We start from the raw sequence: 26,914 nt of genomic DNA, 5'->3' as shown, positions 1-26,914 counted from the left end.
CCAAGCCCTAAGCCAAAATATCCACCGCCCGGCGGCGCTGCTCCAGTTCGGTGCGGAGCGTGACGCCCGCCGTGGCCATGGCGTTGGCGCTACCCTCCCGAGACCCGGCCATCAAGCCATTTTTCTTTTCATACACTTAGCAACGAAATCGTGGGGTGACTTCTAGGCCCCACAGGTTTCTCTTGAGCAGTGTTATGCGGCAGTCGGCGCAACCTCATGGCGGGGTCAGACAGGAAGACCCAAGGCGACGCGAGCCGCCTGACGCGCCTGCTGCCCAATGCCACATGCATTGACCAAGAATCCGCTTCGGTTAGTCTCGGGCGCGTAAAGATGACCTCGCCCCCAGGCCGGAGTCTTTCGTACTCCCCACCATTGATGCGCCCGCATGATCAGGACGACGCGCTTTCGCTCTTCGGCTTCCGGGAACAGTACCGTCCGTGCCCAGGTCCGCATCGCCTGTGTGGTCGGCAAAAACGCCACCTCGCGCCATTTGGTCTCAGGCCCGCGATATGCCGTCAGTTCGGCGAACGCGATCTGATCAGCGAACTTGTCTAACGAATTTGGATCATCCTCACCGAGCACCTTCCGCGCCCTGCTCTTAAACCACCGCAGAGCGCGGCCGTGGTGGAGACCGGCATCAAACGGCGTGACCCCATCGAAGCTGGCACATCGCGCGTTACGCCACACGGGATTGGCCGCCTGAGTGCGGTCGTCGTCCTCGTCATTCTCCGTATTTCCCGGCCCTGCATAAGCCAGAACTAACTTCGCCGTTCTCAGCGGCCCCCAGAATGGCGCGGGGAAAGTGTTTAGGTATGGCCGATGATAGTCAAAGATTTCTTCGACATCGGCTTTGTCCGCCGGGTGGATGTAACGGTCGCCGGCCTGGAAGTCAGAGGCCGGCCTATTCCACATTTCAAAGATTGGCATGCAGCGCCCTCGCGTCAATAAGGCAAAATACAACCATCTGGTGTCAGCATAAGCCGCCGCCGCGCCCGGCTCAAGCAAGACTTGACCATAATATGTTCTTATTATATTCTCACAATATACCTCGCCTTGCATACCGGGTTAGGCAAGGCTGGCTGCCGGTTTCTCGCTGGCCGGTCTGATTTGGTGTGCCTGGCATTTCCATTTGTTGTCCTCCAACCAGGAAAGGCACCTTGTGACAAAATCGCCCGAGTGTCCGGGAACAAACGGGAGTATCTGGGAAGCAACGGGAACGCCCGGGAAGCAGTTTGAAGCGGTGCGGAGCAGCATGAAGCGGTACGAAGCGGCATGAACAGGGCGCAGCCGGGTGTTGCGTGAAAAACATGGGCGCCGGCACGGCTTGCCGCTGACGCCCCGTCGATGATCTGGTATTTCACGCCGATACCGTCGCGCCCCTGACGGAATCATCTGCTGCGGGATATCCCCCGGGAGCATTTGCCAAGGAGAGCAGCCGAGCCATGGCCCCCATCCCTACCCCGCCCATTGCCGCTGCCACCAATCCAGCCCCGGCCCCGGTTCTCGACCTGCTGCCCATCCCCATCGATGCCTGGGCCCAGGGCAATACCGGCATTCCCTTCGCCCATCGCCTTGAGTCCGGCAAGCCCGGCCCCAGCGTCACCATCACCGCGCTGATCCATGGCAACGAAGTCTGCGGCGCCCATGCGCTGGACCTGCTGCTGCGCTCCGGCTTCCGCCCGCTGGTCGGCCGCCTGACGCTGATCTTCTGCAACATCGCCGCCTACATGCGCTTCGATCCGCAGGAGCCGACCGCCTCGCGCTTTGTCGATGAGGATATGAACCGGGTGTGGAGCGAGGATGTGCTGCGCTCCACCCGCAGCTCGGTGGAACTGGAGCGCGCGAGAGAAATCGAGCCGCTGATCCGCGATACCGATCTGCTGCTCGATATCCATTCGATGCAGACGCCCTCGCCCGCCCTGATGCTTTCCGGCCCGCTGCTCAAGGGCCGCGATCTGGCGCGCGCCGTCGGCGTGCCGAATTTCGTGGTGGCCGATGAAGGCCACAAGGCCGGCAAGCGCATGCGCGATTATCGCGGCTTCGGCGATCCGGCCAGCGCGAAGAACGCGCTGCTGGTGGAATGTGGCCAGCATTGGGCCGCCGATAGCCGGCCGATGGCGATTGAGACCATGCTGCGTTTCCTCAAAGCCGCCGGCCAGGCCGATGATGCCATGCTGGCGCAGCATGGCCTGGCGCCCGCTCCGGCCCAGCCGCAGACTTTCGTCGAGGTGACCGATGCCGTCACCATCGAGAGCAATGAATTCCGCTTCACCGGCGAATTCACCGGCCTGGAAACCATCGCACAAGCCGGCACCGCCATCGCCCAGGATGGCCCGGTCACGATCCGCACGCCCTATGACGATTGCGTGCTGATCATGCCGACGCGGCGACTGAAAGCGGGCCAGACCGCCGTGCGGCTCGGCCGCCGGCTGTCAGCCTGATCCCGTGGCGATACCGCGCCAGATACCGCAGCTGACGCCACGGCTGATTGCCGCCACGCTGCTCACCATTGGTATCGGCACCATCGGCGGCGCGCTGTTCCTGTGGCTGCGCGTGCCGCTGGCCTGGATGCTGGGCGCCATGTGCTTTGTCGCGCCGCTGGCTTTGTTCGGGCGGCCGAAGCGGCTGCCGATGTTCATCGATCTGCGCCTGCGCGAGCTGATGGTCACCGTGCTCGGCGTCATGCTCGGCTCGGCCTTCACGCCGGAGATGCTGCGGCATTGGAGCGAATGGCTCGGCCTGATGATACTCATGCTGGTCTATGTGCCGATTGCCACGGCGGTCTGCTACTGGGTATTCCGCAAGGGTGGCCGCCTCGATCCGGTGACCAGCTATTTCGCCGCCACGCCGGGCGGCCTGCAGGAAATGACCCTGGTGGGCGAAGCGATGGGCGGCAATGCACGTTCCATCGTGCTGTGCCATGCCATCCGCATCTTCGTCACGGTGATGACGATCCCGTTCTATTTCCGCCTCATTGAAGGTTTCTATGTGCCGCCGATGACGCCCGGCCCGGGCCTCAGCGCCATGGCCTGGGATGATGGCCTGCTGCTGCTGGCCTGCGGCCTGATCGGCTGGGCGCTGGCGCGGCGCATGAACCTGCCGGCCGCGCAATTGCTCGGCCCCATGGTCTGCTCGGCGTTTGTGCATCTGATGGGCTGGTCGGTGGCCAAGCCGCCGCCGGAAATCGTCGCCATCGCTCAGGTCGTGGTCGGCTGCGCGCTCGGCTGCCGCTTCGCCGGCACGGCATTGCGCGAGGTCGGGCGCCTGTCCGTGCTGGCGATTGCTTCCACGCTGATCATGATCGCGCTCGCCGTCGGGCTCACTGCATTGACTGCTGGCCCGCTCGGCTTCTCGCGCGAAACCCTGATCCTGGTGCTGGCCCCGGGCGGCCTGGCGGAAATGAGCCTGGTGGCGCTGGCCCTCGGCGTCGAGGTCGCCATCGTCTCCTCCATGCATGTGTTCCGCATCATGGTGGTGGTGGTGCTGGCACCGCAGGCTTTCCGCCTGTTCAAACTGAAACCGGATTAGGCCACGGATCAGGCGCGCGCCAGGATGAACAGGCGGCGGAACGGAAACAGCGTGCTGCCGTTGGCCTCTTTCGGATAAGCCTTGGCGATGCGGGCGCGGTAATCGGCCTCGAAAGCCGCGCGCTCCTCAGCCCCAAGGGCATCCAGCAGCGGCTTCAAGGCGCTGCCCTTGGTGAATTCCGCCACCGGATTCTCGCCGCTTAAGACCTGGGTATATTCGGTTTCCCAGATATGCAGCTCGGCCGCCTTGCCGTGCAGCAGGCGCCAATAGAAGCCCGGCTCCGATACCGGATTGCGCCGCAGCAAAGGCAGCAGCTTCGGCGCCCAGGGGCCGGCCTCGGCGGCGGCCAGGATATTGGTATGCGAAGGTGCTGCGAAATTGCGCGGCATCTGCACCGCCATGTAGCCGCCCGGCTTCACTATGCTGAACAGGCTCGGGAACAGCGTCTCGTGCTCGCCGAGCCAATGCAGCGCGGCATTGGAATAGAGCAGGTCCACCGGCTCAGGCGGCCGCCACTCGGCGAAAGACGCCTCGACATAGCTGGCTTGCGGGTATTGCGCGCGCGCCTTGGCCAGCATTTCCGGCGATGAATCGACGCCGGTGATTTTCGCCTCCGGCCAGCGGGCCAGAAACAGCGGCGTCAGGTTGCCAGCGCCGCAGCCCATATCTACCACCGTCCCGGGGCTGGCAAGCGGAACACGCTGCAGCAGGTCGATGGCGGGTTGCAGGCGTTCGCCGGCAAATTTCAGGTATTGCGTCGGGTCCCAGGTCATGCCACTAGCGTACTAGAGGAAACGGTTTCGCCAAGGGATTTCATTATGAATTCTTCTCAAGCCGCCATCAGTTTCGATCAACCCATGCAGCTTACCGGCATGCGCGTGCAGCCCGAGCATATCGATGCCAACGGGCATATGAATGTCGGCTATTACAACGTGATTTTCGATCAGGCGCTCGACAGGCTGTTCATACCCTTCGACCTCGATTGGAGCTACGTGCAGCGCACCAATCTTTCCACCTTCGTACTCGAAACCCATGTCTGCTATCTGCAGGAAGTGGTGGAAGGCGATGAACTGCGCTTCACTTTCCAGCTCCTAGGCGCCGATGCCAAACGGCTGCATTACTTCATCGCCATGCATCATGCCGAGAAGGGCTATCTGGCAGCAACGTCCGAGCAGGTGCTGGTGCATGTCGATCTCGCCACGCGCCGCTCCTGCCCCTTCCTGCCGGAGCATCAGGAATTGTTCACGCGCATGCTGGAAGGCCATGGCAAGCTGCCGAAGCCGGAACAGGCCGGCCGCAGCCTGGGGCTGGTGAAGAAGTAAGGTCGCCTAGAGCTTGATCTCGACTTCGACGAAAGCCATCGGCGCGGCGCCTGCATTGATCACGTCATGCGCCACGCCCTTGGGCCGCGAGTAGCTGCCACCGGCCTGCATCTCGACGATGCTTTCCGTGCCATCGGCACCGATGATCTTCAGCCGCGCATCGGTGAGATAGGTCACCACATAGGGATATTCATGCACATGATGGCCGGTGGCGGCGCCGGGCGCGAAATCCCAGCGCGTGACACGCACGCGGTCATCATCCACCTGCTGGGTCGGTATGGCCTGGGTCATGATTTCCTCCAGTATTGCAGTCAGGATGGATCGGCGGGCTTCTTGTTGCGCTGTGCATAAGGCGGACGCTTCGGACGGCCGAGCGCCAGCGCCTTGATCATGCCGCGCAAGGTCTGCACTTCCTGCGCCGCCATCGGAATCCGCTGCAGCAGATTGCGCAGATTGCGCAGGATGGCTTCCTGCTTCGGCGCGATATTGTGGAAGAAGCCGGCTTCCTCCAGTTCTGCCGCGAAGTGGCGGTAAAGCCCCTCCACCTCTTCCTGGCTGGCCCAGCCGCCATAGGCGTTGTCGAGCACCAGCGGCGTAGTGGCATCTGCTGCCGTGAACCATTCATAGCCGATCAGCAGCACGGCTTGCGCCAGGTTCAGCGACGAGAAGCCGGGATTGAGTGGCACGCTGATCGCCACATCGGCCAAGGCCACATGATCGTTGTCCAGCCCGGTACGTTCCGGGCCAAACAGAATCCCGACACGCTTGCCCGCCGCCATATCGGCCCGCATCATCGCGGCGGCCTCGCGCGGCGTCGCCACCGGCTTCATCATATCGCGATGCCGCGCCGTGGTGGCATAGATGCGATGCATGTCGGCCACCGCATCAGGCACGGTGTTGAATAGGCTCACCGCATCCAGCACCGGATCGGCGCGGCTGGCCAGCACATAGGCCGCCGGATTGGGCCAGCCATCGCGCGGATTCACCAGGCGCATTTCGGTGAGCGCGCAATTCAGCATGGCGCGCGCGGCGGCGCCGATATTCTCGCCAAGTTGCGGCTCCACCAGGATCACCGCCGGGCCGCGATGCAGCGGACCCGGCGGCGCCAGATTGCCCAGTTTCGGCCGATGCGTGCCGGCCATGGCCTAGAGGCGCGAAGCGGGCGCGCCGTCGCGCAGCAGCTTCCAGTTGATGCTGTCCATCAGCGCCACGAAAGCCGCATCGACGATATTCGGCGACACGCCCACCGTGGCCCAGCGGTTGCCCTGGCCGTCGGCGCTTTCGATCATCACGCGCGTGGTCGCCTCGGTGCCGCCATTGAGGATACGCACCTTGAAATCGACCAGCCGCAGATCATCAAGATAGCTCTGGAAACGCCCCAGATCCTTGCGCAGGGCATGGTCCAGTGCGTTGACCGGGCCATTGCCTTCCGCCACCGAGAACAGCGTTTCGCCATCCACGTTCAGCTTCACCGTGGCTTCCGAAACCGTGACCAGTTCGCCGCGCGCATTGAAGCGGCGTTCGACCATGACGCGGAAGCTGCGGACGCGGAAATATTCCGGCAACTGCCCCAGCGCGCGCCGCGCCAGCATCTCGAAGCTGGCCTCGGCGCCATCGTAGGAATAGCCCTCGGATTCGCGCTGCTTCACTTCTTCCAGCAGATTGCCCAGCCGCGGATCGGCGGCATCATAGGGAATGCCCGCTTCATCCAGGCGGACCAGAAGGTTCGAGCGCCCGGCCTGATCCGACATCACCACATGGCGCCGGTTGCCGACGCTTTCCGGCGGCACATGCTCGTAGGTCTTGGGGTCCTTCATCACCGCCGAGACATGCAGGCCGCCCTTATGCGCGAAGGCCGAGGCGCCGACATAGGCAGCATGGCGGTTCGGCGCGCGGTTCAGCAGTTCGTCCAGCACGCGGGACGTGGCAGTGAGATGGGTCAGGTCCTGCTCGGTGAGGCCGATATCGACATGCTCGGCGAACCATGGCTTCAGCATCAGCGACGGGATCAGCGCGATCAGGTTGGCATTGCCGCAGCGTTCGCCCAGGCCGTTCAGGGTACCCTGCACCTGGCGCACACCAGCCTTCACGGCGGCTAGCGTGTTGGCCACCGCATTTTCGGTGTCGTTATGGGTATGGATGCCCAGCCGGCTGCCATCGCCGAGTTTCTGCACGACCTCGCCGACGATGCGCTCGACCTCGTAGGGCATGGTGCCGCCATTGGTGTCGCAGAGCACCGCCCAGCGCGCGCCGGAATCGAGCGCGGCCTTCACGCAATCCAGCGCGAAGCCGGGATTGGCCTTGTAGCCATCGAAGAAATGTTCGGCATCGTACATCGCCTCGCCGAAGCGGGCATGGGCGGCGGCAATGCTGTCGGCGATCAGCTCGATATTCTCTTTCAGCGGGATGCCGAGCGCGATATCGACCTGGAAATCCCACGACTTGCCGACCAGGCAGGCGGCATCGGCCTTGGCGTTGAAGATCGCGGCCAGGCCGGGATCGTTGGCTGCCGAGCGGCCGGGCCGCTTGGTCATGCCAAACGCCACGAATTTGGCACGCTTCAGCGCCGGCTTCTCGGCAAAGAACTCGGTATCGGTGGGATTGGCGCCCGGCCAGCCGCCTTCGATATAGGCGACGCCGAGCTTGTCCAGCGCCTTGGCGATGGTGCGCTTGTCCTGGGTTGAGAAATCCACGCCTTGAGTCTGCGCGCCATCGCGCAGGGTGGTGTCGAAGAGATAAACGCGGTCCTTGGTCATGATGGGGTCGGGTCCCGGAATGCATTCGTAATCGGATAGCGACGATCCCGGCCGAAATTCCGTGCCGTGATCTTCACACCGGGCGGCGCCTGGCGGCGCTTGTATTCCGCGATGTACAGCAGATGCTGCACGCGGCGCACCACCGCTTCAGGCTGTCCGCTGGCCACGATCTCAGCGACGGAGAGTTCCCGCTCCACCAGCATTTCCAGGATCGCATCAAGCTGCTCGTAGGGTGGCAGGCTATCCTGGTCGGTCTGGTCCTCGCGGAGTTCCGCGCTGGGTGGCCTGGTGATAATTCGTTCGGGTATCACCCGGCCTTCCGGCCCCATCGCGTCCATTGGAATATGCTTGTTGCGCCAATGCGAGAGTTCAAAGACGGTCATCTTGTACACGTCCTTGAGCACGGAATAGCCGCCGCACATATCGCCATAGAGCGTGGCATAGCCGACGCTCATTTCCGACTTGTTGCCGGTGGTCAGCACCATATGGCCGAACTTGTTTGACAGCGCCATCAGCGTGACGCCGCGGATGCGGCTTTGCAGATTCTCTTCCGTCAGGTCGCTGTTGCGGCCCGCGAAAGCCGGCGCCAGCATTTCGGCGAAAGCCGCGACACCGGGCGCGATCGGTATGGTCTCATACGAGCAGCCGAGTGCCTTGGCACAATCGGCGGCATCATCCAGGCTGATCTGCGCCGTGTAGCGCGACGGCAGCATGACACAGCGCACACGGTCGGCACCCAGCGCATCCACCGCCACGGCGGCGGAAAGCGCGCTGTCGATGCCGCCGGAAAGCCCCAGCACCACGCCGGGGAAGCGGTTGCAGTTCACATAATCGCGCAAGCCCAGCACCATGGCGCTGTAGATCGACGCCAGGCGGTCGAGCGGCTTGGCAATCGCGCCCTTGGCGCAAACCCAGCTTTCGCCCTCGCGGCGCCATTCAGTGATGGCAATGTCTTCAACGAATTCCGGCTGGCGCAGCACCATGTTGCGGTCGGTATTCAGCACGAAGGACGCGCCATCGAATACCAGTTCGTCCTGGCCGCCGACACGGTTGAGGTAGATCAGCGGCAGGCCGGTCTCGACCACGCGGGCAACGCCCAAGGTGAGGCGCTGGTCCCACTTGCCGACCTCGAAGGGCGAGCCGTTCGGCACGATCAGCATTTCGGCGCCGGTCTCGGCCAGACATTCGGCCACATCGGCCGACCACATATCCTCGCAGATCATCACGCCCAGGCGCACGCCGCGGAACACCATCGGCCCTGGCAGCGGGCCGGCGGCGAAAACCCGCTTCTCATCGAACACGCCGTAATTCGGCAGGTCGTATTTGTAGCGCACCGCCACGATCTCGCCGCCATCCAGCAGCATCGCGGCATTGTAGAGCTTGCCGCCATCGACCCAGGGCGACGACACCAGCAGGCCCGGGCCGCCATCCCTGGTCAGCGCCGCCAGGGCCCGCACCGCCTGCTCACATTCCCGCTGCACCGCCGGGCGCAGCACTAGGTCTTCCGGCGGGTAGCCGATGATGCAAAGCTCCGGCAGAACCACCAGATCGGCGCCCTTGGCGGCAGCCTCCTGCCGCGCCGCCTCGATGCGGCGGCGGTTGCCGGCGATGTCGCCCATCGCGGCATTGGTCTGGGCCAGGGCGATTTTCAAGGAATTTGTCATGGTGATAGACACTTAACGCCACGACAGGCTTACCGCAATGCCCGGCCTGCGCTACTCTGTCGGACAAACAACCATAGGGAGGGGCCAATGCCTAAGAACCTGAATGTCCTGATGAAGCAGCACCCCAAGGGCTGGGTGACGGAAGCCGATTTCGAGGTGGCGGAACGCCCGATCCCCTCGCCCGGCCCCGGCCAGCTGCTGGTGCGCAACATCTGGCTGTCGCTGGACCCCTATATGCGCGGGGTGATGGACCCGGGCCGCTCGTATCTGGCCAAGCTGCAACCCGGCGATCCGATGATCGGCGGCACGGTCGGCGAAGTGATGCAATCCGACAACCCGAAATTCCCGGTCGGCGCCTATGTGGTGGGCAATCTCGGCTGGCGCGGCTATGGCGTCACGGATGGCACCGGCCTGGTGCAGATCGACCCGCGCATCGCACCGCTTTCCACCTGGCTCGGCGTGCTGGGCATGCCCGGCGTCACCGCGCATTATGGACTGATGCAGATCGGCAAGCCGAAGGAAGGCGAAACCGTGGTGGTTTCCGCTGCTTCCGGCGCGGTCGGCGGCACCGTGGGCCAGATCGCCAAGATCAAGGGCTGCCGCGTCGTCGGCATCGCCGGCGGCAAGGCGAAATGCGATTATGTGGTGAATGAACTCGGCTTCGATGCCTGCATCGACTACAAGGCACCCGACATGGAAGCGGCGTTCAAGGACGCAACGCCGAAGCGCGTCGATGTCTATTTCGAGAATGTCGGCGGCCAGATCATGGAGATGGTGTTCGGCCGGCTGAACAGCTTCGCCCGCGTGCCACTCTGCGGCATCATCAGCCAGTATAACCTCACCGAGCCGGAAGGCTTCACCGGCATGCGCCACCTGCTGGTGAACCGCGCCACCGTCACCGGCTTCATCATCTCCGATCACATGCCCTACTGGCCGGGTGCGATCCAGGAAATGGCCGGCTGGATCAAGGCCGGCAAGCTGAAATACAAGGAAGATGTCGCCGAAGGCCTGGAAGCCGCGCCGGCTGCCTTCATCGGCATGCTGGCGGGCAAGAATTTCGGCAAGCAGCTTGTGCGCATCGGGCCGGATAAGCTGTAATCAGGCCAAGAAAGTCATACGGAGGAAACCCATGCTTACCCGTCGCCATTTCGTGCAGGTGGGCGCCGCCACGGCTGCGCTCTCTGCCCTGCCCAGCCTGTCCTGGGCGCAAACCTGGAATCCGAGCCAGACCGTTTCCATGGTGGTGCCTTATCCAGCCGGCGGCCCGACCGACGCGCTGGCACGCCTGGTCGGCCAGGAGATCGCCAAGGATCTCGGCCAGCAGGTGATCGTTGAGAACGTGCCCGGCGGCGCCGGCGCCATCGGCTCGGTGAAGGTGGCGCGCGGTCCGGCGGACGGCCATATGCTGCTTGCCTCCACCAACCAGACCCATGCCACCAATATCTCGCTGCTGCCCAATGGCGGTGGCTATGATCCGGTGAAGGATTTCGCCCCCATCGCACTGCTGGCCGATCTGCAGCATATCCTGGTGGTGAAGAACGACCTGCCGGTGAAAAACTTCGCCGAGTTCCTGGCCTTGGCGAAGGCGCAGCCGGGCAAGCTTAATTGCGGCTCCACCGGCCCGGGCTCGGCCTCGCATCTGGCGCTTGAACTGTTCAAGGTGAAGGCCGGCGTCGACCTCACCCATGTCGCCTACAAGGGCTCGGCACCGCTGTTGCAGGATCTGCTCGGCGGCCATGTCGATTGCAGCTTCGCCACCACGCCCACGGTGCTGGGCCAGGTACAGACCGGCAAACTGCGCGCCATCGCCGTTGCCTCGCCGAACCGCTCGCCGCATCTGCCTGAACTGCCGACGATTGCCCAAGGTGGCGTGGCCGGCGTGGAAGCCGATGCCTGGCTCGCCATCTTCGCCCCCGCCGCAACGCCGGCCCCGGCGCTGGCGCGCTATCGCAGCCTGGTGCTGGAAGCGATGAAGAAGGACAGCATCCGCGAAACCTTCACCAAGCAGGGCATGACGGTGAATGTGCGCGATGCGGCCAATTTCGCCAAGTTCCAGCAGGAAGACATCAAGCGCTGGGCGGAAGTGATCCGCGTCGCCAACGTGAAGGCAGAGTAAAGCGCACCACAAATGAAACCGCCGGGTCATGCCCGGCGGTGACGACTATACCGATGTCATGCCCGGGCTTGTCCCGGGCATTTTTCTTGAAACGCCTACTTCGTCTTGCGCAGCAGGAATTCGCGGCCGACCTTGACGCTCGGCACGCCGTCATAGGCGACGATATCCGCCGTGGCGTAGGTCTCGGTCCAGTTATCCGGCAGATAGGAGCCGGTGCCGACGATATCGATCGGCGCCTTCACGCTGGCCATCACCTTGCACTTGGCGGCATTGAAGCCGGACGAGCCAACGATCTTGACGTTGAGATAGCCGGCCTTGTCGAGCGCCGCACGCATATGGAAGATCGCGGCCGCCGAAACGCCGGTGCCGACCATCCAGCGCAATTCCGCTTCCGAGCGGTATTGCCGGATCGCGTTCGGCACATGGCGGTCGAGTACCTGATACGAACTTTGCGGATCGAGGCCCTCGATATAGCGGCTGCCATGGGTATCGAGCCGCACCTGCAGGCGGCCTTCGCGCGCCAGTTCCGGGAACCGTTCGCAGACCGCCAGGGCATCGGTGACTTCCTGGCCGTAGTAATCCACCAGCACGGTCATCGGCTCGGCTGGGAAGGTTTCGTGATACAGCTCGGCGGCGCGCAACGTCGAGCCGGCATAGCCGATCAGGGCATGCGGCATGGTGCCGAAGCCCTTGTCGTTGCCGAAGTAATGCGCCGTGGCATCGGTGGCATTGCCGATGAAGCCAGCGGCGCCGACATCGCGCCGCGCGGCGCGGCTGCCGACGGAGGCGGCATAAGCCATCATCTCGGCCATTTCGGCACCGGCGCAATGGCGCGCATCCATGGCCAGGAAACGCACCTTGGGCAGATCGCAGCACATCGAATAGGCGTTGTAGGCGGCAACACAGGCAGCGCCGAGCTTTTGCAGATAGAGCGTTTCCAGATCGACCAGTTGGCCCATCGGGCCGGACAGATAAACCAGCGGCTCGCCAGCACCGACCCAGGTGCCTTCTTCATGCACCAGCTCGATATCGAAATGCACGCCACGCGCGGCGGCGACCTTCTGCAGCCATTCCACCATCAGGCGCGGGCAGAAGATCACCGGGCGGCGCATGAACACCGCATAGGTGACCGTCTTGTCGCCGAAATGCTGCACCACCTCTTTCGTCTTCTTGAAATAGGTGTCAGTGCGCGTTTCGATATCGCGCTCCAGCTCGGCGGCCAGCGCCGGGCCGACAAACTGGGCAACGTCAGTCGGCTTCGGCTGCATGGCGATCAGTCGGCCTCGGCTGCATGGCGAATGGTGCGATTGTTGCGTTCCAGCTTCAGCATCTCGGCAACCAGGAAGGACAGTTCCAGCGATTGCAGAGCGTTGAGGCGCGGATCGCAATGGGTGTGGTAGCGGCTGGAGAGATCATCGTCACCGATGGCCTGGGCGCCGCCCATGCATTCGGTGACATCCTGGCCGGTGAGTTCGAGATGGATGCCGCCGGCATGGGTGCCTTCAGCCAGATGCACCTCGAAGAACTGCCGCACTTCGGACAGCACACGGTCGAACGGTCGGGTCTTGTAGCCGGACGTCGAGGTCAGCGTGTTGCCATGCATCGGATCGCAGGACCACACCACATGGCGGCCTTCATTGCGCACCTTGCGCACCAGCTTGGGCAGGAAGCTGTGCACCTTCTCATGGCCCATGCGGCTGATCAGCGTGAGACGGCCGGGCTTGTTCTGCGGGTTGAGCACATCGATCAGGCGGATCAGTTCATCGGGATCGCTGGTCGGGCCGCATTTCAGGCCGAGCGGATTGATCACGCCGCGCAGGAATTCCACATGCGCGCCATCGAGCTGCCGCGTACGGTCGCCGATCCACAGCATATGCGCCGAGGTATCGACCCATTCGCCCGAGGTGGAGTCGATGCGGGTCATCGCCTGCTCGTAGCCGAGCAGCAGGGCTTCATGGCTGGTGTAGAAATCGACACTGCGCAGTTCGACGGAGCGTTCCGGCGTGATGCCGCAGGCTTCCATGAAATCGAGACATTCGGTGATGCGGTGCGCCAGGTCCTGCCAGCGTTCGGCTTCCGGGCTCTTGGCGACGAAGCCAAGATTCCAGCGATGCACGCGATGCAGATCGGCGTAACCGCCCTGAGCAAAGGCGCGCACCAGATTCAGCGTTGCTGCCGACTGGCTGTAGGCCTGCAACAGCCGGTTCGGATCCGGGATACGCGCCTCGGGCGTGAATTCCATGCCGTTGATGATGTCACCGCGATAGCTCGGCAGTTCCACATCGCCGCGCTTCTCGGTATTGGCCGAACGCGGCTTGGCGAACTGGCCGGCGATGCGGCCAACCTTCACCACCGGCAGGGCAGCGCCGAAGGTGAGCGCCACCGCCATTTGCAGCAGCACGCGGAACGTATCGCGGATATTGTTGGCGCTGAATTCGGCAAAGCTCTCGGCGCAGTCGCCGCCCTGCAGCAGGAAGCCACGGCCCTCGGCGACACGGCCCAGAGCGGTGGTCAGGTTGCGGGCCTCGCCGGCAAAAACCAGCGGCGGATAATTCGACAGCTTCTGCTCAACGGCGTTCAGCGCCGCCGGGTCCGGATAGTCCGGCACCTGCAGGATCGGCTTTGCACGCCAGCTATCGGGCGACCATTTACGCGCATTCATTTCGACAACTCCCAAGACTCAACCCATCCGTATGCATACGAACGGATGCTGCACCGCGACAGAATAGGGCTTTTCCACAGGCAGCGCCAGCCGCCTCGACTCGGGCGGCGGCCGAGCCGGGGAAAGCCTCAGATGGAAAAAATCTTGCCTGGATTCATCAGGTTATCGGGATCCAGGGCTTTCTTGATCGAGCGCATCACGCTCACCGCCTCGCCATGTTCGGCGACCAGATACTTCATCTTGCCGGTGCCGACGCCATGCTCGCCGGTGCAGGTGCCTTCCATGGCAAGCGCGCGTTGCACCAGCCGGGCATTGAGCCGCTCGGCCTCCTCGATCTCTTTCGGGTTCGAGCGGTCGATGACGAAGGCGAGATGGAAGTTGCCGTCGCCGACATGGCCGACCAGCGGCGCGATCAGGAAGCTGTTCTTCAGGTCTTCCTTGGTTTCCAGGATGCAATCGGCCAGGCGCGAGATCGGCACGCAGACATCGGTGGCCCAGATTTCGCAGCCGGTCCGCAGCGCCTTGGCGGCATAGGCCGCATCATGGCGCGCCTGCCACAGCCGCGCGCGCTCCTCGGCCTTGGTGGTCCAGGCAAAGTTATGCCCGCCATTATCGCCGGCAATGGCCTGCACCAGTTCCGCCTGCTCCTGGGTGCCGGCTTCGGTGCCATGGAATTCCAGGAACAGCGTATCCTTCACCGGCATGTCGTATTTGGCATACTTGTTGATGGCATCGACATGCAGATCGTCGAGCAGTTCGATACGCGCCACCGGGATGCCGCTCTGGATCGTCGAGATCACGGTCTTGATGGCGCCTTCCAGCGTATCGAAGGAGCATACCGCCGAGGTGATCGATTCCGGGATGCCGTAAAGTTTCAGCGTGATCTCGGTGACCACGCCGAGCGTGCCTTCCGAGCCGACAAACAGCCGCGTCAGGTCATAGCCGGCGGCGGATTTCTTGGCGCGCTTGGAAGTACGGATGATGCGGCCATCGGCCAGCACCACGGTCAGCGCCAGCACATTCTCGCGCATGGTGCCATAGCGCACCGCGTTGGTGCCGCTGGCGCGGGTGGAAACCATGCCGCCGATGGAAGCATTGGCGCCCGGATCGATCGGGAAGAACAGGCCGGTATCGCGCAGGTATTCGTTGAGCTGCTTGCGCGTCACGCCGGGCTGCACCACCACGTCCAGATCCTCGGCATTCACCCGCAGGATCTTGTTCATCTGCATCACATCGAGGCTCAGACCACCCTGCAACGCACCGACATGGCCTTCCAGCGAGGTGCCGGCGCCATAGGGAATGATCGGCATGCCATGGGCGGCGCAGATCTTCACGATCTCGGCCACTTCCTCGGTGCTCTGGGCGAAGGCCACGGCATCGGGCAGTTGCGGCTGATGCCAGCTTTCGTCCTTGCCGTGCTGCTCGCGGATCGCCTGGCCGGTGCTGAGGCGGTCGCCCAGAAGTTGCTTCAGGGCCGCGACTGCCGCTTCGGTGGCGGTTGCGGACAGACGGGGAGCAGTGGCGGTGGCAGCCATGGGCGGGTTTCCTTCCGGTGGTTGCCCTAAGTGGTAGCGCGGCGACGGATTTATGGCAATGCCAGCGGTGGTCAGGCTGGGGGGCTTGGGCTATGTAACCCCCATGTCCGATCCCTTTGATCTGGCCGGATTCGAGCCCGAACCGGCGCCGCCGCCCGCCCAGGCCGGCAGCTTTCCGCCACCGCCCTGGCTGGAACGGCTGAACCCGGCCCAGGCCGAGGCGGTGTCGCATCTGGAAGGGCCGCTGCTGGTGCTGGCTGGTGCTGGAACCGGCAAGACCCGGGTGCTGGTGAGCCGGCTGGCCAATATCCTGTATCAACGCCTGGCCTGGCCGAGTCAGATCCTGGCCGTCACCTTCACCAACAAGGCCGCCCGCGAAATGCGCGAGCGCGTCGAGCAGCTTGTCGGCGAAGCCTCCGCCGGCCTCTGGCTCGGCACCTTCCATGGCATCGCCAACCGCATCCTGAAGCGCCATGCCACCGTGGTGGGGCTGAAAAGCAACTTCACCATTCTGGATCAGGACGACCAGCTGCGCCTGGTGAAACAGGTGCTGGAACTGGAAGGCATCGACGAAAAGACGCTGGACCCACGCCTGCTGGCCGGGCAGTTCGACCGCTGGAAAGACAAGGGCTATGGCCCGGACCGGATTCCGCAGGCCGAGCGCGGCTTCGCCGAGGGCAAGGGCCAGCGGCTCTATCAGCTCTATGCCGAGCGGCTGCTGCAACTCAATGCCTGCGATTTCGGCGACCTGCTGCTGCATAACCTGACCATCTTCCAGCAGCAGCCGGAAATCCTGGAACGCTACCAGCGCCAGTTCCGCTACATCCTGGTGGACGAATACCAGGATTCCAACGTGGCGCAGTATCTATGGCTGCGGCTGCTGGCCCAGGCGCACAAGAATATCTGCTGCGTCGGCGACGACGACCAGTCAGTCTATGGCTGGCGCGGCGCCGAGGTCGGCAACATCCTGCGCTTCGAGAAGGATTTCGAGAAGGCGCATATCGTGCGGCTGGAGCGCAATTACCGCTCGACGCCGCATATCCTGGCGGCCGCTTCCGGCCTGATCGCGCATAACACCAGCCGCTTGGGCAAGACGCTGTGGACCGATATCGCCGAGGGCGACAAGGTGATCGTGCAGGGCGTGTGGGATGGCGATGAGGAAGCCCGCATGGTGGGCGAGGAAATCGAGGCGCTGGAGCGCGAGAAGGTGGCGCTGGACCAGATCGCCATTCTGGTGCGCGCCGGGCATCTGACCCGCGCCTTCGAAGAACGCTTCCTCACCATCGGCATGAAATACCGCGTCATCGGCGGCCTGCGCTTCTATGAGCGCAAGGAAATCCGCGACGCCATCGCCTATTTCCGCGTGGTGATGCAGCCTGACGACGACCTGGCCTTTGAGCGCATCGTCAACCTGCCCAAGCGTGGCCTGGGCGACAGCACGATGCAGGCGATCCACCGCGTGGCTCGCGCCAACCGCACCTCGTTGACCGCAACGCTTGCCACGCTGCTGGAAACCGACGAGATCAAGCCGAAGCCACGCGCCACGCTGCGGGCCTTGCTGGATGATTTCGCGCGCTGGCGCAAGGCGGTGGAGGAATTGCCGCAGGCGGAAGCCGCCGCCATCATCCTGGAGGAATCCGGCTATATCGCCATGTGGCAGGCCGACAAGACGCCGGAAGCGCCCGGACGGCTGGAAAACCTGCGCGAATTGATCGGCGCGTTGGGCGATTTCGAGAATCTTGCCGGCTTCCTCGACCATGTGTCGCTGGTGATGGATACCGAGCAGGAAACCGGCCAGCCGATGGTGAGCTTGATGACCCTGCATGCCGCCAAGGGCCTGGAATTCGACTATGTGTTCCTGCCGGGCTGGGAGGAAGACCTGTTCCCCAGCCGCCGCGCCGTGGATGGCAGCGGCCAGGCCGGCCTTGAGGAAGAGCGCCGGCTGGCCTATGTCGGCATCACCCGCGCGCGGCGCCGCGCCCATATCAGCCATGCCGCCAACCGCCGCATCTACAATCAATGGGCCAGCGCCATCCCCTCGCGCTTCATCGAGGAATTGCCCGCCGAGCATATCGAGCAGCGCTCGCAGCCCGGCCTGTATCGCGGTGCGCAATCGCACAGCTTCGGCGCCGCCTTCGGCAGTGCCTATAGTGGCGGCAGCGGCGGCAACAAAAGCAGCTATGGCGGCCATAGCTGGAATCTGGCCAAGCAGCGCAGCACCGTGATCGAGGGCAGCGCCCGGCGCGAGCCGGAAGCAGCGCCCTCCAAGGGGCCGCGCCATTTCGAGATCGGCGAGCGCGTGTTCCACCAGAAATTCGGCTATGGCCGCATCCGCGCCGTGGAAGGCAACAAGCTGCTCGTCGCCTTCGAGAAGGCCGGCGAGAAAAAGGTGATGGACAGCTTCGTGGAGTCGACCTGATGCCTTCATTCTGGTTCGTCGAGATCGAACTGCCCTATGCCGCGCTGGCGCCGTTCGAGGAATTGCTGGGAGACGACACCGGCGTGGCGGTGAGTTCCTATGAAGTCGCCCCCCTGCCCGACCCGGATTTGGCGCCCTGGCGCTTGCAGGTGCTGTTCGATGCACCGCCCGATGAGGCCGCCTGGCGCAAGCGGCTGGGCGCCATTGCCATCGGCATGGGCCATGCCAAGGCGCCGGTCTATGCCGGCAAGCTGCCGGACCAGGATTGGGTGCGGCATACCAACAAGCTGAATGCACCGGTGGCGGCGGGGCGCTTCTTCCTCTATGGCGCCCATGATGCCGGCAGCGCGCCGCCCGGCAGCCTCAACCTGCTGCTGGATGCCGGATTGGCCTTTGGCACTGGCCGAGCGCCCTCCACCTTCGGCTGCCTGCAGGCCATCGATCATATCGCGCGCCGCAAACGCCTGAGCCGCGTACTCGACCTCGGCACCGGCTCCGGTGTGCTGGCAATGGCGGCGGCCAAAGCAGGCGCCCGCAATGTCTGGGCCGCCGATATCGATCCGGTGGCGGTGCTGGTGGCGGCTGAGAATGTGGCGCTGAACGGTCTGCGCGACCGTGTGCGCTGCCTGGTGGCATCCAAGCCGCGCGACCCGAAACTGCCGGGCCCGTTCGATCTGGTGGTGGCGAATATTCTGGCCGGCCCGCTTTGCGCCATGGCGACGGAGCTGGCCGCGCAGGTAGCGCCGGGCGGCTACCTGATCCTCTCCGGCCTGCTGGCCCGCGAGGAGCGCCGGGTGAAGGCGCATTACATCGCGCAGGGACTGGACTTCACCGCGCGGCTGCCGCGCGAAGGCTGGCACACCCTGGTATTCCGCCGGGATGCGCCAGCCCTGATCGCGTTACGCTGATTTAAGCGACGACCTTGCGGCCGAGCACCTGCACCTTGGCAGCGCCGGCATTCTCGTTCGCCGGATCTTCGCCAGCCGGAGCGTCGAGCTGCGGCATGTGCGGGCGATAGATATTGCCCATCACCGCAGCCGGAATTTCCGAGCGGCTCAGGCCCATGTCGTACAGCGTGCGGTCATCCAGGCCATACAGTTCGCCCATCGCCGCCTGACGGACGAGATAGGCCTTCACCCGCTTGGTCAGCGGTTCGGCCAGGCGCTCGATGAAGCTCACCACCTGGTAGATCGCTTCAGCAAAGGCTTCCGCGCGCTGGTAACGCACATCGGCCTCAAGCTGGCGCAGGGTGTATTCCTGGCGCACGGCGGCGGTCACCACCGGGGGCTGCTCGGCAAAGCTCTGCCAGCCGCGCTTGGCAGCGCCGGCCATGGTGATCAGGCCCGATGCAATCGCCTGGGCACGCAGCCGGCGGGCATAGGCTTCGGCCTCGATGGCCGAAAGCTGGCCGGCGTCGATCAGCTCGCGCTGCAGTGACGTGGTTTGAAACTTGGTACCGATGTCGCTCATGACTTTTCTCCATTGGCGAGACGGACCCGCTCTCGAATCCGCTCCCGCCCTCACTCAAGAACCATATTGCAGTGCAGCATTTAGAATTCAAGAGAGAAAATTTGAATATTGGAGAGAAAAATTCTCTGCCACTTAAATAATCGATATTGCTTAGAAAACAGACACCAATGTGAATGAAATACAGTCACTGAAATACTTTGTTGCAGATGCGAAAAAGCCGGGCCGATCTGTTACCGGAAACTTCCGATTCAGATCTGGCCCGGCTTTCGGGGAGGAACTCAACTTACTCGTACTGAACTAATACTTGTACTGTACTTCAACTTTTACTTACTGACTGCTACTGACTTAATGGTACTGACCGTGCGAGCTGTTAGGCGGCGTGGCGCGGCACCAGACGCACCACCTGAACGGTCCCGACGGTATTTTCGTTCGAGGCCGCGGCGGGGCGGTAGATGGTGCCGGCAACGGCGGCGGGGATCTGCGAGCGAGTCAGGCCGATGTCGCGCAGCATGGCGTCATCGAGGCCGAAAAGTTCATCCATCGCCTTCTTTTCGGCGCGCCAGGAATTCAGCTTGCCGAACAAAGACTTGATCCCCTCCAGCGCCTTCGGGGCAAGCTGGGCGACAGCCAGGGCGCGCAGGCGGCGCGCTTCGAGCTCCACCTCGACGGTGCTGAGCGGGGCAATCCGCGCACCATAGGCGAAAGCATTGGCTTCGATAGCGGGGGTAGACATTTTCATCTCCTGAGTGGATCGGCCGGCTCGGTGCCGGTCACGGGAGCAATATTGCGCTGCACACTAGATTCAACAATGGCTTATATCTAAGTGCTGGATTGCAAAAAACGCATAGGTCGAGACGGCCCTGGCAGGATGGTCTTTAACGGAATAAACATAATTGCTTAGAGGATTTTGACATGAACGCTCCGCTGCCTGATCTCGCCGCCCAGCTCGCCACACTGCCTGCCACCCTGGCTGCCCATCTGCGCGGCATCGCCGCCGCCCCCTCACCCTTGGGCCGTTTTCCAGGCCTGAGCCTGCTGCCGAGCGATCCGGCGCTGGCGCCGAGCCAAGCCGAACTGCTGGTGGCGCGCCTGGCCGAGCGCTACCACGCGGTGATCGAGAATCGCGCCGCCGTAGCGGACCGGCTTAAGGCCTTGCGCGCCGAACTGGCCCGGCGCGGCCTGCATGGCTTGATCATCCCGCTGACCGATGAATTCCACGGTGAATACCTGCCGCTGCGCGCCCAGCGCCTCACCTGGCTCACCGGCTTCACCGGTTCCGCCGGCCTCTGCATCGTGCTGCCGGAACGCGCCGGCCTGTGGAGCGATGGCCGCTATACGCTGCAACTGCGCCAGCAGGTCGACGCCAAGCTTTTCGAGCTGTTGCATATCACCGACCAGCCACCGACCGAATGGCTTAAAACCGCGCTGAAGCCCGGCGACAAGCTTGGCTATGATGCCTGGCTGCATACCGAAGATGCGCTGCGCCGCTTCACCCTGGTGGCACAGGCCGCCAAGGCCGAAGCCGTGGCGGTGGAAGGCAATCCCATCGATTCCGTGTGGAGCGACCAGCCGCCGCCGCCGCTGGCGCCCGTGGTGCCGCATGGCATGGTGCATGCCGGCCGCGCTTCATCCGAGAAGCGCGCCGAGATCGCCCGCAAGCTGGCCGAACAGGGCTGCGATGCCGCGCTGATCACGCTGCCGGAATCGATTGCCTGGCTGCTCAATATCCGGGGCGGCGATGTGAAGCACACGCCTTTCGCGCTGAGCATGGCGCTGCTGCGCAAGGACGCCAGCGTCGATCTGTTCATCGATACCCGCAAACTGGCGCCGGAAACTCCGGCGCATCTGGGGCCGGATATACGGCCGCACGCGCCGGAAGCCCTGGCCGCAATGCTGGACGAGCTTGGCAAGGCGAAGCAGACCGTTCAGGTCGATCCCGCGATGTCTGGCGCCTGGCCGATCCGCCGCCTGGAAGCCGCTGGCGCCGTGCTCAAGCGCGCCGACGATCCCTGCCTGCTGCCCAAGGCCTGCAAGAACGCGGTGGAACTTGACGGCATCCGCAACGCGCACTTACGCGACGGCGCCGCCGTCAGCCGCTTCCTGGCCTGGCTGGCGCGTGAGGCGCCGAAGGGCGGCATCGATGAATTGCAGGCCCAGGCGCAGCTTGAAAGCTGCCGCCGGCTCGACAATTCCTTGCGCGACCTCTCCTTCACCTCGATTTCCGGCGCCGGCCCGAATGGCGCCGTGGTGCATTACCGCGCCACCGAGGAAACCAACCGCCCGCTCGAAACCGGCAATCTCTACCTGATCGATTCCGGCGGCCAGTATCCCGATGGCACCACCGACATCACCCGCACCATCGCCATCGGTACGCCGACACAGGAAATGCGCGAGGCATTCACCCGCGTGCTGAAAGGCCATATCGCCATTGCACGGGCCCGCTTCCCCGATGGCACCGCCGGGCAGCAGCTCGATGCCCTGGCGCGCTACGCGCTGTGGCAGGCCGGCCTCGACTATGACCACGGCACTGGCCATGGCGTCGGCGCCTATCTCTCGGTGCATGAAGGCCCGCACCGCATCAGCAAGGCCGGCACGCCGGTGCCGCTCAAGCCCGGCATGATCGTTTCCAACGAGCCCGGCTATTACAAGACCGGCGCCTTCGGCATCCGCATCGAGAATCTGGTCGCGGTGCGCCAGGAAGTCGAAAAAGCTGAGAACGGCAAGGCCTGGCATGGCTTCGAGACTCTGACCAAGGCGCCGATCGACCGCAACCTGATCGAAACCGCCTTGCTGACCAAGGACGAGATCGACTGGGTGAATGCCTATCATGCGGAAGTGCGGGCCGATATCGGCCCGCGCGTCGATGCCGAAACACGGCACTGGCTCGAAGGCGCGACGGCGGCGGTCTAACCCCTCAGCCAGGGCGGCAGGCGGGCGCGGCGGAATTCGCGGCGGCGCTCGCGCGATGCCGAGCAGCTTTCGTGATAACCCGGCTCCAGCCTACCCGCCGTGATGCCCCAGGCGGGCAGCATCTGCACCAGCGGCTCGCCATTGGCGGCGCGCAAGGCAATGCTGGCGCAGGCAGCGGCATCGCTGTCGGCGGCATGGTGGCGCAAATCAAAGCCGATATGCGCCGCCACGGTGGAAAGTTTGTGATTCTCCAGTTCGGGCCAAGCAGCGCGCGCAATCTTCACTGTGCAAAGATAGGACAACGCCGGCCAGGCGATGCCATAGGCCGAGAGACTGTCGCGCAGCACGCCGATATCAAAGCCGGCATTATGCGCCAGCAGCAAAGGCGCCGCTTCCAGATGCGGCAGCAGTTCATCCCAGATACCTGGAAATTCCGGCTCATCCTCGACATGGCGCGGCTCGATGCCATGGATGGCGATATGGAAACCGTTGAACTGCATGTCGCGCGGCCGCACCAGGCGATGCGCCACATGGCTCACCCGCCCCTCGCGGATCCAGGCCAGGCCAATCGAGCAGATGCCGCCGGGCAGCGTATTCGCGGTCTCGAAATCCAGCGCGATGGCACTGGTTCCAGCTACTTCGGCCAAGTCAGGAATGGCGATCTGGCGCAGATGGGTTTCGTCCTGCATACCTAGCCGCCGATCAGCGCCAGCCACTCATCTTCGGTGAGGACTGCCACGCCATGCTTCTGCGCTTCCGCCAGCTTGGAGCCGGCGCCAGGACCGGCAACAAGATAGTCGGTTTTCTTCGACACCGAGCCGGCAACCTTGGCGCCAAGGCTCAGCGCACGCGCCTTGGCCTCGTCGCGGGTGAATTTCTCAAGCGAACCGGTGAACACCACGGTCTTGCCGGCCACGGCGGAATCCTGGCTCGGCTTTTCCGGCGGGATCACTTCATCCAACACGGCCAGCAGATTGTCGATCACCGCGCGGCTCTGCGGCCGGGTGCAAAAACCGACAATCGCCTTGGCTACCACATCGCCCATCTTGTCGATGCTGTTGAGGTCGCCCCAGGCTTCGCCGTGCAACTCCCTCGCCTCGTCCATCGCCGCCAGCCAGCGGGCCGGCGTTTCGTAATGCATCGCCACCAGACGCGCCCGCTCCTGGCCGACATGGCGGATGCCAAGCGCGAAGATGAAGCGGTCGAAGCCGATGCGCTTGCGCTGCTCAACGGCGCGCAGCAGGTTGCCAACGGAAAGCTCGCCGTAGCCTTCCTTCTTCATCAATACATCGGCATGGGCGCCAAGGCGGAAGATATCCGCTGGCTCGCGCAGCCATTGCCATTCATAGAAGGCGGCGATCTGCTTCTCGCCCAGGCCCTCGATATCGAAGGCGGCGCGCGAGACGAAATGGCGCAAGCCCTCCATCGCCTGGGCCTGGCAGGAAATGCCACCGGTGCAGCGCCGCCGCACATCGGCCTCGCCAGCCTCGTCCAGTTCGCGCTCGGCCGGCGAGCCGCAGACCGGGCAGCGGGTGGGAAAGATGTATTCCTCGGCGCCAGCAGGACGCCGCTCCGGCACGATGCCGACGATCTGAGGTATCACATCGCCAGCACGCTGTACGATCACGGTATCGCCGATGCGCACATCCTTGCGCTTGATCTCGTCCTCATTATGCAGCGTGGCATTCGACACCAGCACGCCACCGACATTGACCGGCTTCAGCTTCGCCACCGGCGTCAGCGTGCCGGTGCGGCCAACCTGGATTTCGATATTCTCCAGCAGGGTCTGCGCCTGCTCGGCGGGGAATTTATGCGCGATGGCCCAGCGCGGGCTGCGGCTGACAAAGCCGAGGCGCTCCTGCCAGTCGATGCGATCCACTTTGTAGACCACGCCATCGATATCATAGGGCAAGGTCGCGCGCTGGGCGCCGATCTCGGCGTAGTAGCCCAGCAGTTCGGCGGCAGAGAGGCAGACCCGCACCGGCGTGTTCAGCGTGAAGCCCCAGGCGGCCAGCTTCTCCCGCGCCTCCTGCATGGTCTTGCCCAGCGGCGCCGACACATCGCCCCAGAAATAGCCGAAGAAGCGCAAGGGCCGCTTCGCCGTCACCGCCGGATCAAGCTGGCGCAAGGAACCGGCGGCGGCATTGCGCGGATTGACCGGGATGCGGATGGCAGCGGCGGAAAGCCCCTTGACCTCGCGCTCAGCGGCCAGCCCTTCCTGATCCTGGCGGAAACGCAGGAAGTCCTCGCGCGTCATGTAGACTTCGCCGCGCACTTCCAGCACATCGGGCCAGCCGCTGCCGCTCAATTGATGTGGCACGCCATGCTGCAGCGTCTTGATATTGGCGGTGATGTCCTCGCCTTCCTGGCCATCGCCGCGCGTGGCGGCACGCACCAGTTCGCCCTTCTCGTAGCGCAACGAAGCGGAAAGACCGTCGATCTTCGGCTCGGCGATCAGGGCCAGTACCTCGCCTTCCGGCAGATTCAGGAAACGCCGGATGCGACCGAGAAATTCCTCGACATCGCCTGCCGAGAAAGCGTTATCGAGCGACAGCATCGGCTTGACGTGGCGTATCTTGGCGAAGCCGGCAGCAGGTGCTGCACCGACCCGCATGGCAGCGCCGCCCAGCGTGCGGAATTCCGGGAAACGTTCCTCGATTTCTTTCAGCCGCTGGCGCAGGGCATCGTAATCGGCATCCGAAACCGTCGGCGCATCCTGTTCGTGATAGGCCTTGTCATGCGCTGCGATTTCTTCTTCCAGCCGCGCATGTTCCAGCTTCGCCATCCGCGGCGAAAGTTCGGCAACCGGCTTGGTACGCTGCCGGCTCATGGCTCAGGCCTTCTGCAGCAGCAGGTCGTCGGCGGCGGCGCGGGCGGCATCGGTGATGGTGGCACCGGCCAGCATGCGGGCGATTTCCTCGCGGCGTTCATCGCTGCTCAAGGGCGCCACTTCGGTGATGGTGGTACGCGCCTTGGCCGGGCCGGCCTCGCGCTTGGCGATGCGCCAGTGTTCACCGCCCTTTGCCGCCACCTGCGGCGAATGGGTGACAACCAGCACCTGCACCTTGCCGGCCAGCCGCGCCAGGCGCTCGCCGACAGCGGCAGCGGTGGCGCCACCGACGCCGCGATCCACTTCATCGAAGATCAGCGTGCCGGCATCGCCGCGCCCAGCCAGGACCACGCGCAACGCCAGCATGAAGCGGCTCAATTCACCGCCCGAGGCGATCTTGGCCAGCGAGCCCGGCGCCGTGCCAGGATTAGTGGCGGCCTGGAAGGTGACGCGGTCGGCGCCATCGGAGGTCCATTGTTCCGGCGGCAATGTGTCCACCGCAGTCTGGAACTTCGCCGCGCCGAGCTTCAGCGGCCCGAGTTCAGCGGCCACGGCCTTATCCAGTTTCGCGGCTGCCTTGCGCCGGGCGGTGCTCAGCGCCTCGGCCCCGGCGCTGAAAGCGGCGCGGGCTTCACTGGCGGCCTTGGCGAGCTTGCCGAGGCTGGCCGCCTGGTTATCGATCAGCGCCAGGCGTTCGGCGAATTGTTCCGTGAGACGGGCCAGGTCGCCCACCGGCACACCATGCTTGCGGGCGGCGGCGCGCAGCGCGAACAGGCGCTCCTCGACGCGTTCCAGCTTTTGCGGATCGAGATCCAGGCGCCGCGCCGTGGCTTCCAGTTCCTGGGCATAGCGCGCCACGGCATCGAGGGCCGCTTCCGCTGCCTGGGATGCAGCGGCCACCTGATCCGGCGCGCGGTCGGCAACACGTTCGAGCGCGCGCAGGCTGGTGCGCAGCCGTGCTTCCACACCGCCGCCGCCTCGCTCGCCGCCAAGCAACGCCGCCTCGGCTTCCTGCATGGCAACCGCCAGCTTCTCGCCAGCCTGCAGCAGGCTGCGCTGGCCGGCCAGTTCCTCTTCTTCACCGCTGAGCGGTTTCAGGTCTTCGAGTTCCGCGACCACATGGCGCAGATAATCCTCGTCGCGCCGCGCCTGCTCGGCGGCGGTCTCGGCTTCGCGCAACGCCGCCTCGGCATCGCGGAAAGCGCGGTAGCGGCCCTTCAATGCCTCGGCATCGCGGCTCAGGCCGGCATAATCATCCAGCAGCGCGCGATGCACGGCACTGTCGATCAGGCCCTGCTCGTCATTCTGGCCATGGATTTCCACCAGCGTATCGCCAAGCCTGCGCAGCAGGCCGACACTGACCGCCTGATCATTCACGAAGGCGCGGCTCTTGCCATCCACGGTCACCACGCGGCGTAGCACAATGCCGTCCTCAGCAACTTCCAGCCCCTGCTCCGCCAGCAAGGCGAAAGCCGGATGCTTGTCCGCCACCTCGAAAGCCGCCGTCACCACGCCCTGGGCAGCACCGGCACGCACCAGGCCGGCATCGGCGCGGCGGCCAAGCGCCAAGCCGAGTGCATCGAGCAGGATGGATTTGCCGGCGCCGGTCTCGCCCGTGAGCACGCCCAGGCCATTGCTGACATGCAGCTCAAGCCGCTCGATCAGCACGATGTCGCGGATGCTTAAATGAGTCAGCATCGGT

Annotated in this window: 22 protein-coding genes; 8 read left to right on the top strand and 14 right to left on the bottom strand. The window is 64.2% G+C overall.

The window, feature by feature from the left end:
* Positions 1-225: 225 nt before the first annotated feature.
* A complete protein-coding gene (locus ACQY7X_RS15280; RefSeq protein WP_428246275.1) occupies positions 226-927 on the bottom strand; it encodes a hypothetical protein in 702 nt (233 codons plus the stop codon).
* Between the two features lie 515 nt (positions 928-1,442).
* On the opposite strand from ACQY7X_RS15280, the gene ACQY7X_RS15275 reads away from it, so the two are divergent.
* Both ACQY7X_RS15275 and ACQY7X_RS15270 read left to right on the top strand, forming a co-directional pair.
* Entirely contained in the window at positions 1,443-2,441 is a 999-nt protein-coding gene (locus tag ACQY7X_RS15275) for a succinylglutamate desuccinylase (RefSeq protein WP_428246274.1), read from the top strand.
* A gap of 4 nt (positions 2,442-2,445) precedes the next feature.
* Positions 2,446-3,528 (top strand): AbrB family transcriptional regulator, encoded by a 1,083-nt coding sequence (locus tag ACQY7X_RS15270; protein WP_428246273.1) that lies wholly within the window; start codon positions 2,446-2,448, stop codon positions 3,526-3,528.
* 8 nt (positions 3,529-3,536) lie between these two features.
* On the opposite strand, the gene ACQY7X_RS15265 is transcribed toward ACQY7X_RS15270, so the two are convergent.
* Positions 3,537-4,301: a methyltransferase domain-containing protein gene (locus ACQY7X_RS15265; protein ID WP_428246272.1), complete on the bottom strand. Its 765-nt coding sequence runs from the start codon at positions 4,299-4,301 to the stop codon at positions 3,537-3,539.
* Between the two features lie 45 nt (positions 4,302-4,346).
* Here ACQY7X_RS15265 and ACQY7X_RS15260 point away from each other — a divergent pair, with 45 nt between their 5' ends.
* On the top strand, positions 4,347-4,850 hold the full coding sequence (locus tag ACQY7X_RS15260; protein WP_428246271.1) for a thioesterase family protein: 504 nt from the start codon (positions 4,347-4,349) through the stop codon (positions 4,848-4,850).
* A gap of 6 nt (positions 4,851-4,856) precedes the next feature.
* Here the strand turns inward: ACQY7X_RS15260 and ACQY7X_RS15255 are convergent, their stop codons facing one another.
* Genes ACQY7X_RS15255 through ACQY7X_RS15240 form a run of 4 tightly spaced genes read right to left on the bottom strand, consistent with a single transcriptional unit; the run spans position 4,857 to position 9,270 of the window.
* Complete coding sequence (locus ACQY7X_RS15255; protein ID WP_428246270.1) at positions 4,857-5,141, bottom strand: cupin domain-containing protein; 285 nt, start codon at positions 5,139-5,141, stop codon at positions 4,857-4,859.
* Positions 5,142-5,161: 20 nt separating this feature from the next.
* On the bottom strand, positions 5,162-5,992 hold the full coding sequence (locus ACQY7X_RS15250) for an RNA methyltransferase (RefSeq protein ID WP_428246269.1): 831 nt from the start codon (positions 5,990-5,992) through the stop codon (positions 5,162-5,164).
* 3 nt (positions 5,993-5,995) lie between these two features.
* Positions 5,996-7,606, bottom strand: a complete 1,611-nt coding sequence (cimA, locus tag ACQY7X_RS15245) for a citramalate synthase (RefSeq protein ID WP_428246268.1) — start codon at positions 7,604-7,606, stop codon at positions 5,996-5,998.
* Positions 7,603-9,270 carry an NAD+ synthase gene (locus tag ACQY7X_RS15240; protein ID WP_428246267.1) on the bottom strand — a complete coding sequence of 556 codons (1,668 nt, stop codon included), beginning with the start codon at positions 9,268-9,270 and terminating at the stop codon, positions 7,603-7,605. The genes cimA and ACQY7X_RS15240 overlap by 4 nt, the downstream gene beginning before the upstream one ends.
* A gap of 87 nt (positions 9,271-9,357) precedes the next feature.
* Here ACQY7X_RS15240 and ACQY7X_RS15235 point away from each other — a divergent pair, with 87 nt between their 5' ends.
* Both ACQY7X_RS15235 and ACQY7X_RS15230 read left to right on the top strand, forming a co-directional pair.
* Positions 9,358-10,368, top strand: coding sequence for an NADP-dependent oxidoreductase (locus ACQY7X_RS15235; RefSeq protein ID WP_428246266.1), 1,011 nt, complete (start codon positions 9,358-9,360; stop codon positions 10,366-10,368).
* A gap of 31 nt (positions 10,369-10,399) precedes the next feature.
* Complete coding sequence (locus ACQY7X_RS15230; protein ID WP_428246265.1) at positions 10,400-11,386, top strand: Bug family tripartite tricarboxylate transporter substrate binding protein; 987 nt, start codon at positions 10,400-10,402, stop codon at positions 11,384-11,386.
* A 95-nt stretch (positions 11,387-11,481) separates the two neighbouring features.
* Here ACQY7X_RS15230 and ACQY7X_RS15225 read toward each other — a convergent pair whose 3' ends face one another.
* The 3 genes from ACQY7X_RS15225 to ACQY7X_RS15215 form a co-directional block, all read right to left on the bottom strand.
* Positions 11,482-12,654: a nicotinate phosphoribosyltransferase gene (locus tag ACQY7X_RS15225; protein WP_428246264.1), complete on the bottom strand. Its 1,173-nt coding sequence runs from the start codon at positions 12,652-12,654 to the stop codon at positions 11,482-11,484.
* Positions 12,655-12,659: 5 nt separating this feature from the next.
* Complete coding sequence (locus tag ACQY7X_RS15220; RefSeq protein WP_428246263.1) at positions 12,660-14,048, bottom strand: class II 3-deoxy-7-phosphoheptulonate synthase; 1,389 nt, start codon at positions 14,046-14,048, stop codon at positions 12,660-12,662.
* Positions 14,049-14,176: 128 nt separating this feature from the next.
* Complete coding sequence (locus ACQY7X_RS15215; protein WP_428246262.1) at positions 14,177-15,583, bottom strand: FAD-binding oxidoreductase; 1,407 nt, start codon at positions 15,581-15,583, stop codon at positions 14,177-14,179.
* 103 nt (positions 15,584-15,686) lie between these two features.
* Here ACQY7X_RS15215 and ACQY7X_RS15210 point away from each other — a divergent pair, with 103 nt between their 5' ends.
* Both ACQY7X_RS15210 and ACQY7X_RS15205 read left to right on the top strand, forming a co-directional pair.
* Positions 15,687-18,002 (top strand): ATP-dependent helicase, encoded by a 2,316-nt coding sequence (locus tag ACQY7X_RS15210; protein ID WP_428246261.1) that lies wholly within the window; start codon positions 15,687-15,689, stop codon positions 18,000-18,002.
* A complete protein-coding gene (locus tag ACQY7X_RS15205; protein WP_428246260.1) occupies positions 18,002-18,910 on the top strand; it encodes a 50S ribosomal protein L11 methyltransferase in 909 nt (302 codons plus the stop codon). Before ACQY7X_RS15210 ends, ACQY7X_RS15205 begins: the two co-directional genes overlap by 1 nt.
* A gap of 1 nt (position 18,911) precedes the next feature.
* Here the strand turns inward: ACQY7X_RS15205 and ACQY7X_RS15200 are convergent, their stop codons facing one another.
* Together ACQY7X_RS15200 and ACQY7X_RS15195 are read right to left on the bottom strand one after the other, a co-directional pair.
* On the bottom strand, positions 18,912-19,472 hold the full coding sequence (locus ACQY7X_RS15200; protein WP_428246259.1) for a hypothetical protein: 561 nt from the start codon (positions 19,470-19,472) through the stop codon (positions 18,912-18,914).
* 370 nt (positions 19,473-19,842) lie between these two features.
* Positions 19,843-20,205, bottom strand: a complete 363-nt coding sequence (locus ACQY7X_RS15195; protein WP_428246258.1) for a DUF1127 domain-containing protein — start codon at positions 20,203-20,205, stop codon at positions 19,843-19,845.
* A gap of 179 nt (positions 20,206-20,384) precedes the next feature.
* Between ACQY7X_RS15195 and ACQY7X_RS15190 the strand changes: the two genes are divergently transcribed.
* Positions 20,385-22,382: an aminopeptidase P family protein gene (locus ACQY7X_RS15190; protein WP_428246257.1), complete on the top strand. Its 1,998-nt coding sequence runs from the start codon at positions 20,385-20,387 to the stop codon at positions 22,380-22,382.
* Here ACQY7X_RS15190 and ACQY7X_RS15185 read toward each other — a convergent pair.
* Genes ACQY7X_RS15185 through recN form a run of 3 tightly spaced genes read right to left on the bottom strand, consistent with a single transcriptional unit; the run spans position 22,379 to position 26,910 of the window.
* Complete coding sequence (locus ACQY7X_RS15185) at positions 22,379-23,071, bottom strand: 3'-5' exonuclease (protein ID WP_428246256.1); 693 nt, start codon at positions 23,069-23,071, stop codon at positions 22,379-22,381. The genes ACQY7X_RS15190 and ACQY7X_RS15185 overlap by 4 nt on opposite strands.
* Positions 23,072-23,073: 2 nt before the next feature.
* Complete coding sequence (gene ligA, locus ACQY7X_RS15180) at positions 23,074-25,212, bottom strand: NAD-dependent DNA ligase LigA (protein ID WP_428246255.1); 2,139 nt, start codon at positions 25,210-25,212, stop codon at positions 23,074-23,076.
* A gap of 3 nt (positions 25,213-25,215) precedes the next feature.
* Positions 25,216-26,910: a DNA repair protein RecN gene (gene recN, locus ACQY7X_RS15175; RefSeq protein WP_428246254.1), complete on the bottom strand. Its 1,695-nt coding sequence runs from the start codon at positions 26,908-26,910 to the stop codon at positions 25,216-25,218.
* Positions 26,911-26,914 lie beyond the last annotated feature (4 nt).

Origin of the sequence: Ferrovibrio sp., assembly GCF_965278975.1 — a bacterium.
In the GTDB taxonomy this organism is placed as follows: Bacteria; Pseudomonadota; Alphaproteobacteria; order Ferrovibrionales; family Ferrovibrionaceae; genus Ferrovibrio.
This window is presented reverse-complemented; position numbering and strand designations above follow the sequence as displayed.